14 protein-coding genes are annotated in these 14,232 nt (G+C 52.0%); 4 read left to right on the top strand and 10 right to left on the bottom strand.

Annotation, left to right across the window (positions count from 1 at the left end):
- Positions 1–65: 65 nt before the first annotated feature.
- Together aroQ and NST37_RS10655 are read right to left on the bottom strand one after the other, a co-directional pair.
- A complete protein-coding gene (aroQ, locus tag NST37_RS10660; RefSeq protein WP_003387286.1) occupies positions 66–506 on the bottom strand; it encodes a type II 3-dehydroquinate dehydratase in 441 nt (146 codons plus the stop codon).
- A gap of 97 nt (positions 507–603) precedes the next feature.
- Positions 604–1,104, bottom strand: coding sequence for a YqhR family membrane protein (locus NST37_RS10655; RefSeq protein WP_024984896.1), 501 nt, complete (start codon positions 1,102–1,104; stop codon positions 604–606).
- Between the two features lie 134 nt (positions 1,105–1,238).
- Here NST37_RS10655 and NST37_RS10650 point away from each other — a divergent pair, with 134 nt between their 5' ends.
- Both NST37_RS10650 and NST37_RS10645 read left to right on the top strand, forming a co-directional pair.
- Positions 1,239–2,174, top strand: a complete 936-nt coding sequence (locus NST37_RS10650) for a DUF1385 domain-containing protein (protein ID WP_339186649.1) — start codon at positions 1,239–1,241, stop codon at positions 2,172–2,174.
- A 29-nt stretch (positions 2,175–2,203) separates the two neighbouring features.
- Entirely contained in the window at positions 2,204–2,548 is a 345-nt protein-coding gene (locus NST37_RS10645) for a hypothetical protein (RefSeq protein ID WP_003387289.1), read from the top strand.
- A gap of 14 nt (positions 2,549–2,562) precedes the next feature.
- Here NST37_RS10645 and NST37_RS10640 read toward each other — a convergent pair whose 3' ends face one another.
- The 3 genes from NST37_RS10640 to NST37_RS10630 all read right to left on the bottom strand — a co-directional run bounded on the left by NST37_RS10640 (position 2,563) and on the right by NST37_RS10630 (position 4,783).
- Positions 2,563–3,507, bottom strand: a complete 945-nt coding sequence (locus tag NST37_RS10640) for a patatin-like phospholipase family protein (RefSeq protein ID WP_031931799.1) — start codon at positions 3,505–3,507, stop codon at positions 2,563–2,565.
- 185 nt (positions 3,508–3,692) lie between these two features.
- Entirely contained in the window at positions 3,693–4,130 is a 438-nt protein-coding gene (mntR, locus tag NST37_RS10635; RefSeq protein WP_003387291.1) for a transcriptional regulator MntR, read from the bottom strand.
- A 95-nt stretch (positions 4,131–4,225) separates the two neighbouring features.
- Positions 4,226–4,783: an NADPH-dependent FMN reductase gene (locus NST37_RS10630; RefSeq protein WP_003387293.1), complete on the bottom strand. Its 558-nt coding sequence runs from the start codon at positions 4,781–4,783 to the stop codon at positions 4,226–4,228.
- 155 nt (positions 4,784–4,938) lie between these two features.
- Between NST37_RS10630 and NST37_RS10625 the strand changes: the two genes are divergently transcribed.
- Positions 4,939–5,952 carry a hypothetical protein gene (locus tag NST37_RS10625; RefSeq protein WP_024984893.1) on the top strand — a complete coding sequence of 338 codons (1,014 nt, stop codon included), beginning with the start codon at positions 4,939–4,941 and terminating at the stop codon, positions 5,950–5,952.
- Positions 5,953–5,961: 9 nt separating this feature from the next.
- Here NST37_RS10625 and NST37_RS10620 read toward each other — a convergent pair whose 3' ends face one another.
- Together NST37_RS10620 and NST37_RS10615 are read right to left on the bottom strand one after the other, a co-directional pair.
- A complete protein-coding gene (locus NST37_RS10620; RefSeq protein ID WP_339186648.1) occupies positions 5,962–7,695 on the bottom strand; it encodes a PAS domain S-box protein in 1,734 nt (577 codons plus the stop codon).
- A gap of 231 nt (positions 7,696–7,926) precedes the next feature.
- A complete protein-coding gene (locus tag NST37_RS10615; RefSeq protein WP_003387296.1) occupies positions 7,927–9,201 on the bottom strand; it encodes a PA domain-containing protein in 1,275 nt (424 codons plus the stop codon).
- Positions 9,202–9,516: 315 nt separating this feature from the next.
- On the opposite strand from NST37_RS10615, the gene dat reads away from it, so the two are divergent.
- A complete protein-coding gene (dat, locus tag NST37_RS10610) occupies positions 9,517–10,368 on the top strand; it encodes a D-amino-acid transaminase (protein WP_024984890.1) in 852 nt (283 codons plus the stop codon).
- Positions 10,369–10,446: 78 nt separating this feature from the next.
- Here the strand turns inward: dat and NST37_RS10605 are convergent, their stop codons facing one another.
- From NST37_RS10605 to gcvPA, 3 genes are all read right to left on the bottom strand, one after another.
- The gene (locus NST37_RS10605; RefSeq protein WP_003387298.1) at positions 10,447–11,277 is read right to left on the bottom strand and encodes a biotin/lipoate A/B protein ligase family protein; all 831 of its coding nucleotides are present in this window, start codon (positions 11,275–11,277) and stop codon (positions 10,447–10,449) included.
- A 112-nt stretch (positions 11,278–11,389) separates the two neighbouring features.
- Positions 11,390–12,856: an aminomethyl-transferring glycine dehydrogenase subunit GcvPB gene (gene gcvPB, locus NST37_RS10600; RefSeq protein ID WP_003387299.1), complete on the bottom strand. Its 1,467-nt coding sequence runs from the start codon at positions 12,854–12,856 to the stop codon at positions 11,390–11,392.
- Entirely contained in the window at positions 12,849–14,198 is a 1,350-nt protein-coding gene (gene gcvPA, locus NST37_RS10595; protein WP_003387300.1) for an aminomethyl-transferring glycine dehydrogenase subunit GcvPA, read from the bottom strand. Before gcvPA ends, gcvPB begins: the two co-directional genes overlap by 8 nt.
- Positions 14,199–14,232: the final 34 nt, after the last annotated feature.

Here is a 14,232-nt window from a genome sequence, read left to right as displayed (position 1 = left end):
TCTTTGTCTGCCGTTCAACCGATCTGTCGCTTCCCGAACAGACCGGCTCACTTGCCCGGTTCCGTTCATTTCTTGCCGATTTTGTTTGCCAGCGATCTCAGCGCCCACTCATAACCGTCGATGCCAAGACCGACGATTTGACCGATAACAACAGGAGCAATGACTGAATGGTGCCGGAATGATTCGCGCGCGTGTACATTGGAAATATGGACTTCAATCGTCGGCAATTCCACGGCTGAGATCGCATCCCGAATCGCATAGCTGTAATGCGTAAATGCACCCGGATTGATGATGATGCCGTCATGCACGCCTTTTGCCCGGTGAATGGCATCGATGAGAACGCCTTCATGATTGGACTGGCAATGCTCGAGGCGACCGTTCCACTCTTCCATGACCTTTTCGAGCCGAGCGACAACGTCTTGAAGTGTCTCTCTTCCATACACATCGGGCTCCCTTTGCCCCAGCAGGTTGAGGTTGGGGCCATTGAGCAACAGGACGGATAGCACGGTTCATTCCTCCCTTATGACACTTCCGCTTCCCTTTTTGTAAAAACATTTTTACTAGAGAATAATTTTACCATAAGGGAGAAGAGCTTGAATAGCTTCAAGCCTCGTCATGGCTCTCCAGCGTGATGGTCATGCCCACGAACATCCCGAAGGAGAGAAACCAGGCCGCTTCCGTGGCAAGCGTCGCCACGTCCCAATTGCCCATGCGAAAGAAGAAACCTGCCACTACTAACAGCATCAGGCCGTAGAGCAAGCCGCTCCACCACATTTTGCTCCTTTGGAACAGCAGAGAGTATAAAAACACTGCGATCACACTTTCAAAAAACAGCAGGATCACTCCCAGGCCAGTGGCAGACCAGGAGTCCTCATCTGCCTCCCAGAGAAAGGGACGGGCATAGGCTCCCAAACCGTAAGGCGTAAAATTGAGAAAGTGTGCAGCCAGCCTGACGATTCCCCAAAATACCGTTCCCCAAAAAGCAATTTCAACCAGCTTTGCAAAAGGCAGCGTCTTCGCTTTGCCAGGCACATCGGCACGGGCAGTTCTTCTTTCCTCTGTAAACCTGCCCCGCAGGTGCCCTCTTGTCTTTGTCAAACCCATCGTCATCACCCCGTATCTAGTATGTGCCGAACCTATTATTTTCACTTACGGTTGACATTTTGACGGGGATTGGAACTGCCAGTAGCCTCCGCGCTCCGTTTCCGTTAGAATATGTAATAAGGATGGTGATAGGATTGGCGCAACAAAACGTACCTAGCTACGGCGGTCAAGCCGTCATAGAAGGCGTCATGTTTGGCGGTAAGCAGGTAACCGTCACAGCGATACGCAGAAAAAACCAAGAGATTGAATACTTCGAAGCTCCGCGGAACGAGATCCCGTGGGTCAAGGTACTGAAGAAAATTCCTTTCCTGCGGGGAATCGTCGGCCTGATTGAAGCAAGCGCCAACGGAGCAAAGCACCTTAACTTCGCCTCCGACCGATACAGCATGGAATCAGATGAAGAGGTTTCGGCTGGTCCATCCAGACTGCAGATGATTTTGGGTGTGGCCGTCGTGGGTATTTTGTCGTTTCTATTCGGGAAATTTGTATTCACCCTGGTACCCGTGTTCCTCGCCGATTTTCTGTTCGGGAAGTGGATCACCAATCAATACGCCCAAAACATCTTGGAAGGCGTAATCAAGCTGATTCTGCTCCTGGGCTATATCACCGCGATCGCGCAGGCTCCGCTCATTAAACGGCTGTTCCAATACCACGGAGCTGAGCATAAGGTGATTAACGCCTATGAATCAGGGGTAGACTTAACCGTAGAGAATGTGCAAAAATTTTCCACCCTGCACTACCGTTGCGGAAGCAGCTTTTTGATCTTCACCGTGATCATCGGTGTCGTGATCTATTCATTCTTCTCGTATGACAGCTTATGGGAGCGAGTGGTTCAGCGGATCGTGCTCCTGCCCGTTGTACTCGGTGTATCCTATGAGGTCCTGCAATTTACCAACAAATTGCGTGACACGCCCGTACTGCGGTTTCTCGGTTATCCGGGGTTGTGGCTGCAAAAAATCACAACACGGGAACCTGATGACAGCCAGGTGGAGGTGGCGATTGCCGCATTTAACAAAATGCGCGAACGCGACCATGAGATGACAAATCCAGGGTTGGTTTCTGCCGGTTAAGCATTTAGATAACGATGAGGTGAGGCGCTATGTTTCCCCGGATTCCCCCAATCATCTTGATCATCTTGTTGTTTGCTGTATACGGTCTGTTGAATCGGATCATTGAGAAGCCTCTGCAAACCTTGGTCATCATCGGTTTGTCTGTCCTTTTGTTCGTGGTGGTCAGAAACTATTTGAGGAGCGGCAAATTCCTTCCCGGAGCTCCCAAGCAGCAAAAACAGGCAAAACCGAAAACGCCGGTTTCGAGAGCTCCCCTGAAAAAGAATGCACAACAGGCAAGGCGAAACCATCCGTTCCGGGTGATTGACGGAAACAAAGGCAAATCGAAGGAAAATCAAGGCGACCAAGATCCTCATAATCATATTTCGCAATAAAGAAAACAGGCTGCCTATACAAGGTAGCCTGTTTTGTCTGTCGGGGGTGTACCTTTTTGGAATACCTCTACGTATTGTTCAAAGCTCCACTGTTCCAAAAAGCGGGTTGCGGATTGCAGTCCGGACTCGTACAGTCGATACCGAAGTTCTTTTGAGAGCTGGAACTGCGTCGTCCGCACTCCCAATGTATTGATGAACACGGTGCGGAGAGCTTGGGCCCGATCGACGTAAAGCCGGTCATGGGCATCCAGCATAGTAGCGATCAACTGCTTGGAGAATGAAAACAATCCCCTGATCCGGTAGGCCTCCCGATCCACCTTGCTGTCATGGAGCCGGAAGCCGATGGTCGGCCAGAGGGGAACCCCCGGCACATCGAACAGCCAGACCGGATAATTGCTCAAAAGCGCTCCATCCACGATCAAATGGACTTCACCGTCTTTGGTCAAACGCGTCGGCTGAAAAAAGAAGGGGATCGATGACGACATGCGAACAGCGCGTGCGATGGAAAATCGTTCGGGGACAATATCGAAATGGCTCAAGTCCTCCGGCAATATCAGCATCTTTCCGCCCGTAATGTCAGAAGCGATGATGCGGAGTTTATCCTTTGGCAAGTCTCCAAAGGTCCGAATCCCCTTTTGGCGAAGCAAATCATCGATAAATCTCTCCAGCCTGTCAGTCCGGTATATCCCTTCACGGAATAGCAATTCGTATAAGGGTCCGACTATCGGCAGACGTCCCAATCCTCTCCGTTCAAGAAAAAACAAGTAGTCCAGCTTTTCAAAAATGGGACGCAATTCCCTGCTTGTGTAGCCGGCACTGAGCAATGCCGCCACGATGGACCCGGCCGAAGTCCCCGCCAACCTTTCCCAGACAAAGCCGTGCTCTTCCATCACCTGCAAGGCGCCAATAAAGGCTATGCCCTTTACTCCGCCTCCTTCAAACACTGCATCCGCCTTCATCCTGATTCCTCCTCGGACCTTCACTGCCCCCCTTTTACCAATATATAGACGAAGTGCTTGTCGAATGCGATTCGAAAGCTGGTTATGCATGCGCTATTTGGCGATACCTTGAACACATCCGTAAGTCATCACCGGATTTCGACTGTTCGTTCACAGAAAAAACGCAAGCCCGAAGGCCTGCGTTTCTAGGACAACTCTTCTTCTTTTTGTTCCTCTTCCTGCTGGATCCGGCGAAGATCCTCGACACGCTTCGGATCCTCCTGAAAGTAGCGGACCAGATACTCAAAGCACGAGATTGACTCCCAGCTCAGATGGTGTTCGATTCCTTCCACATCTTTATAAATATGTTCTTCGTCTACGCCGATCAAACGCATGAACTCCTCCAGGAGACTGTGGCGATCGACAAGCCGTTTTCCGATTTTCTTACCCTTTGGCGTAAGAATCAGACCGCGATATTTCTCATAGACGAGGTACTTGTCTTTATCAAGCTTTTGAACCATTTTCGTGACAGAAGAGGGATGCACCTCCAACGCTTCCGCGATATCGGAGACACGAGCATATCCTTTTTCCTCGATTAAGCTGTAAATACGTTCCAAATAGTCTTCCATGCTGGGAGTTGGCATATGTATCCCTCGTTTCCAAACGGTGTTTCGGCATGGCAAAAAAAGCACGTAGATTTATCATACCGTGGATTGAGGATGAGTTGCAAGGAAAAACTCTATTTTAGCTGTTTTTCCGCACTCTTTAGATTTACGGTCTGCACGAGTTGACCGCCCAAGGTCTCCAATCGCTCCTGAAGACGCGGATCTTTCAGTTTTCCATCGGCATCAAAAGCGCTGTATGCATTCGGAACACTAGGACTTGCCGGCAGTGCCCAGGCGTGCAAATTTCTCATAATCAAATGCAGTGTGTTTACCGTGTTAGTCGCCCCCATGCTGCCCCCGGCTACACCCAGGACAGCGACCGGTTTATCCCGCAGATAACGTCCTTCCAAGAAATCGAGCGCATTCTTTAACGCTCCACTGATGGTGCCGTGATACTCGGGAGAAGCGATAATCAACCCGTCCGCTTCCGTTACCTTGCGAACGAAGCGATGGACAGTTTCCGGATAGGTGGAGAAATCATCTCTCACATCATAAATGGGCATCGGCCATTCCGCCAGATGGATCAGCTCCGTATCAGCCCCAGCTTTTTGTGCTGCGGCAAGTACGATCGCCACTGCTTTTTTTGTGGTAGAATCGGGATTCATGCTTCCAGAAATGCCGAGAATTTTCATTATTTTTCACCTCATACCCTATTATAGCTGATTACTGTTAGTATATCCCATTTATCACACTTAGTAAATAGTTATGTTTATTAAATTGCTTGATGTTCTGAACAAGCCCCCTTTCCACATACACTTGTACCAAGGTTGGGAAAAGGATGATGCTCATGGACAGAGGTTCCTGGCGAATCGCCGTTCTATTTGCAGCTGCTGCACTTGGCGGGACATACTTGGGAGGGGCTGACGGCCTGCGTTTTTTTGCATATTTCGGCTCATGGGGCATACTGGGAATCTTATTGGTCAGTGGGGGCTTGGGGTGGCTCAGCTACCGAATCCTGACTCTCAGTCATCATCTCGGTTTTCGTTCGCTTCATGATTTGCTCTGTTACTGGTTCGGCGAAAAGGCAGCACCTGGCTTGTCTGTGCTGCTGCATTTGCTCCTGCTGGCCTGGGCAGGTACTTCGCTTGGAGAAATGGCACTACTTTTAAACAACGGCAACACCGCCTGGGCTTTTGCACTCGTCCCTGTCCTTGTGGCCGTGTTTCTGTTGGGAAAAGGCTGGCCGGTATTCATTCGCGGCGTAACTATTTTTCTTGGGATCGGACTTCTCATGATCGCATCCGCCTACATCGAGCAGAGGCATATCGATGTTCCATCCCTTGGCTATCAATTAAACCTCCAGTGGTTGGTTCATTCCCTCTATTATTTTTCGCTTCACTTCATTTCGATCTTGGTCATTTGCCTTCCATTGGCTTCACGGGCATCCCGTGCACACTTCATTTCACACGGCGTTGTCCTCGGCAGTCTTCTCTTTTTCTTCACCACATTGCTGATGCAGGGGATCTTGCTCGGCTACTGGCATGATATCCACTCCTCTTCGCTGCCGCTCCAAACTGTGCTTGCATCTATCTGGCCAGGCGGACAATGGATCCATGCCCTTGCAGTTCTCGGCTGCTCCGGAATCGTGCTGGCAATCACCGTTTACGCCCTCGCTTCACCTGTAGCCTTGCGTTACGACATCAGCCTGACCGCCTTGTTCGTTGTCATGATGATCGCCGTTTCCATCTTCGCTTTCCTTGGAGTCGCCTGGCCAAGCGTCGGATATGTGATTGCAAGCGCCCTCACCTACTCCGGACTTTTCCTGGTCGTTTGGCTATGCTGGAAAATGAGCAAAACGTAAAGCCCTGGATCAGACTGCATCCAGGGCTTCATCTTTTAATGGAAAAATGGGGACAGATGATAAGGCCGGCAAGATAACCTCCACCATCGTACCTTGCATCGGCTCGCTGTGTATCTTGATGCTGCCGCCATGCTCCTCGATAATCTTGTATGATACCATCAAGCCAAGTCCCGTTCCGTTCTCCTTCGTGGTGAAAAAGGGTTCCCCCAGCTTTGGTATCCGTGCAGACTCGATGCCATAACCCGTATCGCGGATTCGTACCTTGACCGTCCCATCTGACAGCGATTTCGCTTCCACATGCAGGTCGCCTCCCTCTGGCATCGATTCAATCGCGTTTTTGCAGAGGTTGATCAATACCTGCTTTAGCTGATTATCTTCGCAGGAGATCAAGGGAAGTTCCTTGTCAAAATGTGTGTGAATCTGGATGTCGTTGAGAATCGCCTGACTATCCAACAGAGAGAGCACGTTTCTGATAATGTCTCTGATGTCTCGCGCCTGATATTTGACAGCCTGCGGCTTGGCCAGCATCAAAAGCTCGCTGACGATGCCATTGATCCGGTCCATCTCCGCAAGCATGATTTCCCCGTAGCGCTTGTCCTCCGCAGTAGACTGCATCAACTGGATAAAGCCTCGTAAAGCGGTCAACGGATTGCGTATCTCGTGAGCGATGCCAGCCGCCAGTTTGCCGATGACCGAAAGCTTGTCCGACTGGCGAAGCAGCTCCTCAGCCCGCTTGTTTTCCGATATATCCCGCGTTACCATCAATGCGCCCAACAGCCGGCCAGACTCGTCGACAATCGGCTTCGTTCTCGTCTCCAGATGAACCCAGTGCCCCAGCTTGTGTTTGAAACGATATTCAAGGGTAATCATCTCGTTCTGTGTCTGTATATTTCGAAAGGCTTTCCTGACCATTTCCAAGTCGTCAGGATGTACAAGCTCAAACCGTCTGTACAACTCCTTGTACCTCTCGTTCGGGTATCCCAGGACAGCTTCATGTGAAGGCGAAGCGTACGCGACTGTACCGTCCGGCTGATAAATGCAAATCATATCCGTCATATTTTCCGTGATCAGACGATACTTCGCTTCCTTTTGCCTCAAACGCTGCTCTACTTTCTTTTGCTCGGTAATGTCTCGGGCGCTCCCTGCAATGCCGATCACCTGCCCGTTATCCGAATAAATCGGACTCATCGACAGCGATATGTGAAGAAGCCGTCCGTCCTTGTGGTAGCGGACTGTCTCAAGTCCGATGATTCTCTTTCCAGCGAGCACCTGCCGGTGATAGTAATCGACTTCTTCTTTCAAATATTCCGGGACAAATGGCATCGGTGCTCCGATCAATTCTTCTTCCGTGTATCCAAAAATCATTTCCGAAGCCTCATTTACGCGAAAAACATTTCCGTGAACGTCCAGCATGGAAATAGCGTCTGGCGTTTGCCTCATAAAGGATTCAAGCAAATCCTTTGAGGCCAGGTCGTCCCAATGCATGCTGACTCCTTCTTTGTCTCCGCCCTCTGCAGTCCGATCCTTTGATTTCATCTGGACGTCCTGTTCTGATTGACGGATGGAACGAACGCACGATCTGATGAAAAAATATGTGCCTACAACAAAACCTGTCCAAAGCACAGCCAATCCCCAATATTGAATGCCTTCCGAATGATGGACAAGCCATGCAGCAGTTAGCGCCAGCCAAGCAAGAGATGCGAACCCATACACGACAACGAGTTGGATACCAGTTCGTTTCATCCATACCTCCATGACTTAGATCTCGTAAATGATAGCTTGTAGGTCGAGATGATGAGGTTGTAAGGCATTCCATTCTGCACGATTTATTCTTTTGTCAAAGTATTCGTAAAAATTATACTCCCTTGCAGCGCTTCTTACCATTCTTTACTAATCGACAGATCATGACATTCTTAGACAAAAAAACCTTCTGCAGGGGGCAGAAGGCTGCTGCTTGTTTCCCATATGCTTTTTTCAACGGGAGTCTGGCAATGGATAAGGACCCGACCCCGGATCTGTCATCGTTGTAATCGCATCGACCACGGTACGGACCGCGTCTGTCAGTTTCTCGCCATCGCTCTTTTTTTCAGGAACGTTTTTCCCGCTCTGTGAAGCTGCAACACGTACGATCTGCACCGCATTTGGGATGTTAGCTTGAGCGATTCGACCCAACCGGCTCAGCACCTCTTGCGGAGCGGCAGAGGAAAAGCCGGCTCCTTTTGCGTCCAGCAGATCTGCTGCCAGATTGCGCTTGCCATTTGAGGTGTACACCGCCAGTTCACCGTCTTGTTGCCTCACATTGCCGAGATACAAAAATGCCGCTATTTTGGTTCTCTCTGCATCCGTCAGAGACCGCACATAATCGTCGAGCCCCCGCCCTCCGTCAGAGGCGGCGCCAAGGCTGACAAAACGCACTTCGGTATCTCGCTGTTGCGCAGTCAGCAGGCGTGCCGTTTCCAGCAGCACAGCGATTCCTGAAGCATCATTTTCCTCCCGCGCGGCGAAGGAAGCGTCGTGATGGGCAGCCACCAGCACAATCTGTCCGGTGTTCCCGTTATTGGGTTTCAACTCCGCAGTGAGATTGTAGGACGTTTTCTTGATGATCGAAGCGCCCGACACCTTCAAGGTGGCTGTCAGTTTCTCCCCTTTTTGCAGCAGCTGTCCGAGCTGCTCTCCCTCGGCTGGTGAGACGGCCAGTACGGGTACATGCATATCAAGCGGTCCCCCGAGAGATGGCCTTGGTGCATTTGCTCCCTGCGTCAAAATGATCCCTTTGGCCCCCGCCGCCGCTGCGTGACGCACTTTTTCCGCCTCTGACATTCCCCCCGGACGTACGAAGACGATCTTGCCCTCGATATCGGCTCTCGCGAAATCCTGTTGTGTCCCTGTACCGACGTCGAGAACTGCTCCCGTCGCCTCTCCTGCCGGCCCGAACAAAACGCTTCTGGGGGCCCATGTCTTCCCGCGGATCTCGGGGACCTGCAAGGAGATCTGTTTGGGTTCCGTATAAACGTAATAGGAGAAAGGCAGCAGCTTTGTCTGATAACCGAAAATGCGGAGCCACTCTTCTATGTAAACTACGGCGCGAAACTCCGATTCTGTTGCTGGAATTCGCGGGGCTGTCGACAGTTTTTCCACGTGTTCGAGGAGGCGATCCGTGTCCGCTTGCCCTCCGGCTTCCGCACCCGCCGGACCTGGGAAGAACATCAACGATCCCCATGCGATGAAGACAGTGATCAACCATTTCATTTCGGCTCTCATCCCATTCCCCTTTCCAAATGGCCTCTTTTTATTATGGGCGGCAATTCAGGAAAACGTCTAGTCAGAATAGTCCGTCAAATAAAGATACGTGGCGCCATCTGACGACAGCAAGCAACCGAAGTGTGACAAGTTTCCCCTCCATTCATTTTGAAATTGACCCTCGACCCAGTATTTGTTAAGGTTGTCTCATACATCACTCGACGCTGATTTCAGGAAAAGGCGGCGGGGGCTGTACGTTTGCAACTGGCAGGTTCAAACGAAAAAAGACATAATATTTGCGTAACTGAAGAAGGAGGATTCACCATGCTTTACGTGGATGGCAAATGGGTCGGCACAGACGAGCTGACTGTTCACCCGGAAGACCGCGGCTACAATTTTGGTGACGGTGTTTACGAAGTGGTTCGCATTTACAAAGGGAAAATGTATCAATGGGAAGGTCATTTGACCAGGCTGTTCCGCAGCGCTCGCGAGATCATGCTCGACCTGCCGTGGACGGCAGAAGAACTGTCGGCGATTGCGCATGAGCTGCTTGCGAAAAACAACATTACATCCGCAGACGATGCCACCCTGTACCTGCAGGTGACCCGCGGTGTGTCTCCACGTGTACACGATATACCAAAAGGCATTCGCCCTGTGATCATGGGCTTTGTCCGCCGCAAGGAACGCCCGCTGGCCGATATGAAAAAGGGACTGAGCGCTCAGCTGGTCGAGGATATTCGCTGGCTCCGCTGCGACATCAAAACGTTGAACCTGCTTGGCGCTGTCATGGTCAAGCAGTACGCCAAAGACGCCGGCGCCCAGGAGTCGATCCTGCACCGCAGCGGCATCGTCACTGAGTGCAGCGCAGCCAACGTGTTTGTCGTAAAAGACAACGAGCTGTACACGCATCCCGCCAACCACCTGATTCTGAACGGCATTACCCGGCTGGACGTCATCGCCCTCGCGAAAGCAAACGGCATTATCGTTCATGAGGAGCCGTTTACTGTCGACTTCCTGAAGCAGGCGGATGAAGTCTTTGCGACAGGGACAACTGTCGAGGTTATGCCCATTATCTCTGTCGACGGCCAGGCTGTAGGCGGCGGAAAGATCGGACCCGTCGTGGAAAAGCTGCAACAGCTGTTTGAAGAACATATTTACGCAAACGCATTGGTCTAATCCGAAAAAATGGCTCTCACAGGAGTTTCGCTCCTGGAGAGCCTTCTTTGTTTATCCACTTACCTTTCGCATATTGAACTATCGGCGGAGGTTCCATTCGTCGGTCGAGTAGCGCGAAGCGGCCAGCTCTTCGGCGAGCGCCCTCTCCTCTGGAGTCAATTCGCCTTTTACGAGCTCTACCTTCAAGCCTGTGGCAAAGCCGTCGCGAAATGCCTCCATCGCTTCCTGAAGCGATACCGGTCTATTGCTCACCTCGTTGATCGTCACCGCTTTTTTCCGGAAGCTCTCCATCATGCGTTCCTTTAGCCTGTCTGAGGAGAAGTGAAGCAAGGAGAACAGCAGCTCGACATCCATATCCAGCAAAATGGAGCCGTGCTGAAGGATGACGCCCTTTTGCCTGGTCTGCGCACTGCCTGCCACCTTTTTCCCTTCCACCACCAATTCGTACCAGGAGGGGGAATCAAAGCAGGCGGACGATCCCGGCGAGCTGTACTTTTCTTTTTCTTCTTCGCTTGCCAGTGAAACCATTTCCGCATCCAGGCCGAGGTTTTGAAAACCGTGTAGCAGTCCCAGACTGATCACCTTGTACGCCTCGGTGACACTGGAAGGCATCTCGGGGTGGCTTTCCGACACGACAACACTGTAAGTCAGCTCCTGGTCGTGCAGGACAGCCCTTCCTCCCGTAGCACGCCTCACAAATCCGATGCCCTTTTCTTGAACAAGCTCCAAATTGATTTCCTTTGCCGCTTTTTGAAAATACCCAATCGACAAGGTTGCCGGGTTCCATGTGTAAAACCGGACGGTTGGAGGAACCTTGCCCTCGCTGTGAAGCTGCAGGATTGCTTCATCTACTGCCATATTCATTGCCGGGGACATCCCCTCGGTCACGATAAATCGCCATTTTTCCATGCTGCGCATGTCCTCCTCTCACCCTCTCCATTGTACTTCTCCCGATGATGAAACGGCAACAATGCGGCATGCAAAAAGGCCGCCGAAACATTCGGCAGCCTCGTCTGCGTTCTTATTCCGGCTGGTAGCGGAGTACCGGCTTGCGTGCAGCAGTGGCTTCATCCAGACGCTTCACGATTGTCGTATGAGGAGCCTCCTGCACGAGTTCCGGTGTTTCTTCGCACTCGCGAGCGATCTGCAGCATTACGTCAATAAACTCATCGAGTGTTTCTTTGGATTCAGTCTCTGTCGGTTCGATCATCAGGCACTCGTCTACGATCAGCGGGAAGTAGACAGTCGGCGGATGGAACCCGAAATCAAGCAAGCGTTTTGCAATATCCAGCGTCCGCACGCCCAGCTTCTTCTGGCGAACGCCGGACAGGACAAACTCATGCTTGCAAACACGGTCATAGGGAAGCTCGTAGGCTTCTGCAAGCTTGCGCATCATGTAGTTTGCGTTCAGCACCGCATTTTGCGAAACCTGCAACAGACCCTCTGGTCCCATGGAGCGAATATAGGCATACGCGCGAACGAGAATGCCGAAGTTGCCATGGTACCCTTTTACGCGGCCGATCGATTGCGGACGGTCGTTGTCCCAGAAGAAAGTGCCATCTGCCCTTTTGCCTACGATTGGAGCTGGCATGAACGGTTCCAGAATCTTTTTCACACCGACAGGGCCGGCACCGGGACCGCCGCCGCCATGAGGGCCGGTAAAGGTCTTGTGCAAATTGAGGTGAACGACGTCAAAGCCCATGTCGCCGGGACGAGCGATGCCCAGGATGGCGTTGGCGTTGGCGCCGTCGTAGTAGAGAAGGCCGCCAGCTTCGTGTACGATCTTTGCCATCTCGACGATGTCCTCTTCAAACAATCCAAGCGTGTTCGGATTGGTCAGCATCAATGCCGCCGTGTCCGGTCCTACTGCCTGGCGCAAAGCTTCGATGTCTACCAGCCCGCGGTCGTCGGACGGAATCGTAACTGTCTCCAAGCCCGCTACAGCAGCGGAAGCCGGATTCGTTCCGTGTGCGGAGTTCGGTACGATTACCTTGGTCCGCCCTTTTTCACCGCGGCTTTCATGGTAAGCGCGGATCATCAATAGTCCCGTCCATTCGCCTGCTGCCCCTGCTGCCGGCTGCAAAGTGACGGCATCCATGCCCGTGATCTCCGCCAGCTCGTTTTGCAGGTTATACATCAGTTCCAGCGCGCCTTGCACAGATTCTTCCGGCTGGTACGGATGGGTTTGGGCAAAGCCCGCGTAACGGGCAACGTCTTCATTGATTTTCGGATTGTACTTCATCGTGCAGGAGCCGAGCGGATAAAAGCCGTTGTCAATCCCGTGATTTCTGCGGGACAGCTCCGTATAGTGACGAACCAGCTGCAGTTCGGATACTTCCGGCAGTTCTGCTGGGGTTTCGCGAATCAAGTGCTTCGGCAGCAAATCGGTTACCTCTACCTCCGGCACATCAAGCGCCGGGAGATTGTACCCTACGCGACCAGGCTTGCTCAATTCAAAGATCAACGCTTTTTCTTTGTCGTTATGCACGGGTGATCGCCTCCAATTCCTGCGCGAGATCGTCGATTTCTGCTTTTGTTCGGAGTTCCGTTACGGCAAGCAGCATATGGCCGGAAAGCTCGGGATAATCGATTCCAAGGTCGTAGCCGCCGATAATCCCTTTTTTCAGCAGCTTCTTGTTTACTTCCGCTACCGGTTTATTCAATTTCACTACAAATTCATTGAAGGTAGGTGCGCTGCCTACGATCTCAAGTCCTTTTGCTGCCAATGCTTGCTTGGCGTAATGAGCTTTCTGCAGGTTGAGCATGGCGATTTCCTGTACGCCCTGCTTTCCGTACGCGCTCATCGCGATAGAGGCCGCGAGAGCCAGGAGAGCCTGGTTGGAACAGATGTTGGATGTCGCTTTTTCGCGGCGAATGTGCTGCTCGCGCGCTTGCAGGGTCAAAACGAATCCGCGCTTGCCGTTTTCGTCTTTCGTCTGTCCGACGATCCGGCCGGGCATTTTGCGCATCAGCTTGGAGGTGGTGGCCAAATACCCGCAGTGCGGTCCACCGAATGAAGCGAAAATTCCGAATGGCTGCATATCGCCAACAACGATGTCTGCGCCCAAACGTCCCGGCGCTTCCAGCACGCCGAGCGAGAGCGGATTGGAGGAAACGATCAGAAGCGCTCCTTTTCCATGTGCAATCGGCTCAATGGAGGACAGGTCTTCTACTTGACCGAAAAAGTTCGGGTATTGAACGATGACAGCTGCCGTCTGGTCGTCAACAAGCGCGTCCAGTGCTGCCGTGTCGGTTCCATTGTCCTTCAGGTCTGCTTCCACGACCTCTACGCCTTGGCCGTACGCGTATGTTTTCAGCACGCTCCGCGCTTCCGGATGGACGGAACGGGAAACCACGACCTTGCTCTTGTTCGTGTGGCCTGCCGCCATCATTGCTGCCTCTGCCAAAGAAGTAGCGCCGTCGTACATCGAGGAGTTGGCCACTTCCATGCCCGTCATTTCGCATACCATCGTCTGAAACTCAAAAATAGCCTGCAGCTCCCCTTGGCTGATTTCCGGCTGATACGGGGTGTATGCGGTAAAAAATTCGCCCCGCAGCAGCATGTGGTTGACGACACTCGGGATATGATGCTGGTACACACCCGCTCCCAGGAAGTTTGCATGCGTACTGAAGTTGGCGTTTTTATTAGCAAGACCGGAAAAATATTTGACCAGCTCCGGTTCGGACAGAGCCTCGGGAATTTGCAGGGAACCTTTGAAACGAACTTCTTCCGGAATATCCGCGAACAGCTCTTCCACCCGGGAAATGCCCAGGGTGTCCAACATCTCGCGTTTATCCTGATCGGTTTGAGGCAGGTAACGGTATTTCACGAACGTTGTCCTCCTTGTTTATCGGATCTTGGAT

It is taken from the genome of Brevibacillus sp. FSL K6-6036, assembly GCF_037964015.1.
Lineage (GTDB): Bacteria > Bacillota > Bacilli > Brevibacillales > Brevibacillaceae > Brevibacillus > Brevibacillus borstelensis.
Note: the sequence above shows the minus strand (reverse complement) of the source record. Positions and strands in the feature narration are given on the sequence as shown.

Bases quoted from the DNA above. Each gene is read 5' to 3' on its own strand.
- NST37_RS10655 (WP_024984896.1), bottom strand. From the start codon at position 1,104: ATGGGTTTGACAAAGACAAGAGGGCACCTGCGGGGCAGGTTTACAGAG.
- NST37_RS10645 (WP_003387289.1), top strand. From the start codon at position 2,204: ATGTTTCCCCGGATTCCCCCAATCATCTTGATCATCTTGTTGTTTGCT.
- NST37_RS10640 (WP_031931799.1), bottom strand. From the start codon at position 3,507: ATGAAGGCGGATGCAGTGTTTGAAGGAGGCGGAGTAAAGGGCATAGCC.
- mntR (WP_003387291.1), bottom strand. From the start codon at position 4,130: ATGCCAACTCCCAGCATGGAAGACTATTTGGAACGTATTTACAGCTTA.
- NST37_RS10630 (WP_003387293.1), bottom strand. From the start codon at position 4,783: ATGAAAATTCTCGGCATTTCTGGAAGCATGAATCCCGATTCTACCACA.
- NST37_RS10625 (WP_024984893.1), top strand. From the start codon at position 4,939: ATGGACAGAGGTTCCTGGCGAATCGCCGTTCTATTTGCAGCTGCTGCA.
- NST37_RS10620 (WP_339186648.1), bottom strand. From the start codon at position 7,695: ATGAAACGAACTGGTATCCAACTCGTTGTCGTGTATGGGTTCGCATCT.
- NST37_RS10615 (WP_003387296.1), bottom strand. From the start codon at position 9,201: ATGAAATGGTTGATCACTGTCTTCATCGCATGGGGATCGTTGATGTTC.
- dat (WP_024984890.1), top strand. From the start codon at position 9,517: ATGCTTTACGTGGATGGCAAATGGGTCGGCACAGACGAGCTGACTGTT.
- NST37_RS10605 (WP_003387298.1), bottom strand. From the start codon at position 11,277: ATGGAAAAATGGCGATTTATCGTGACCGAGGGGATGTCCCCGGCAATG.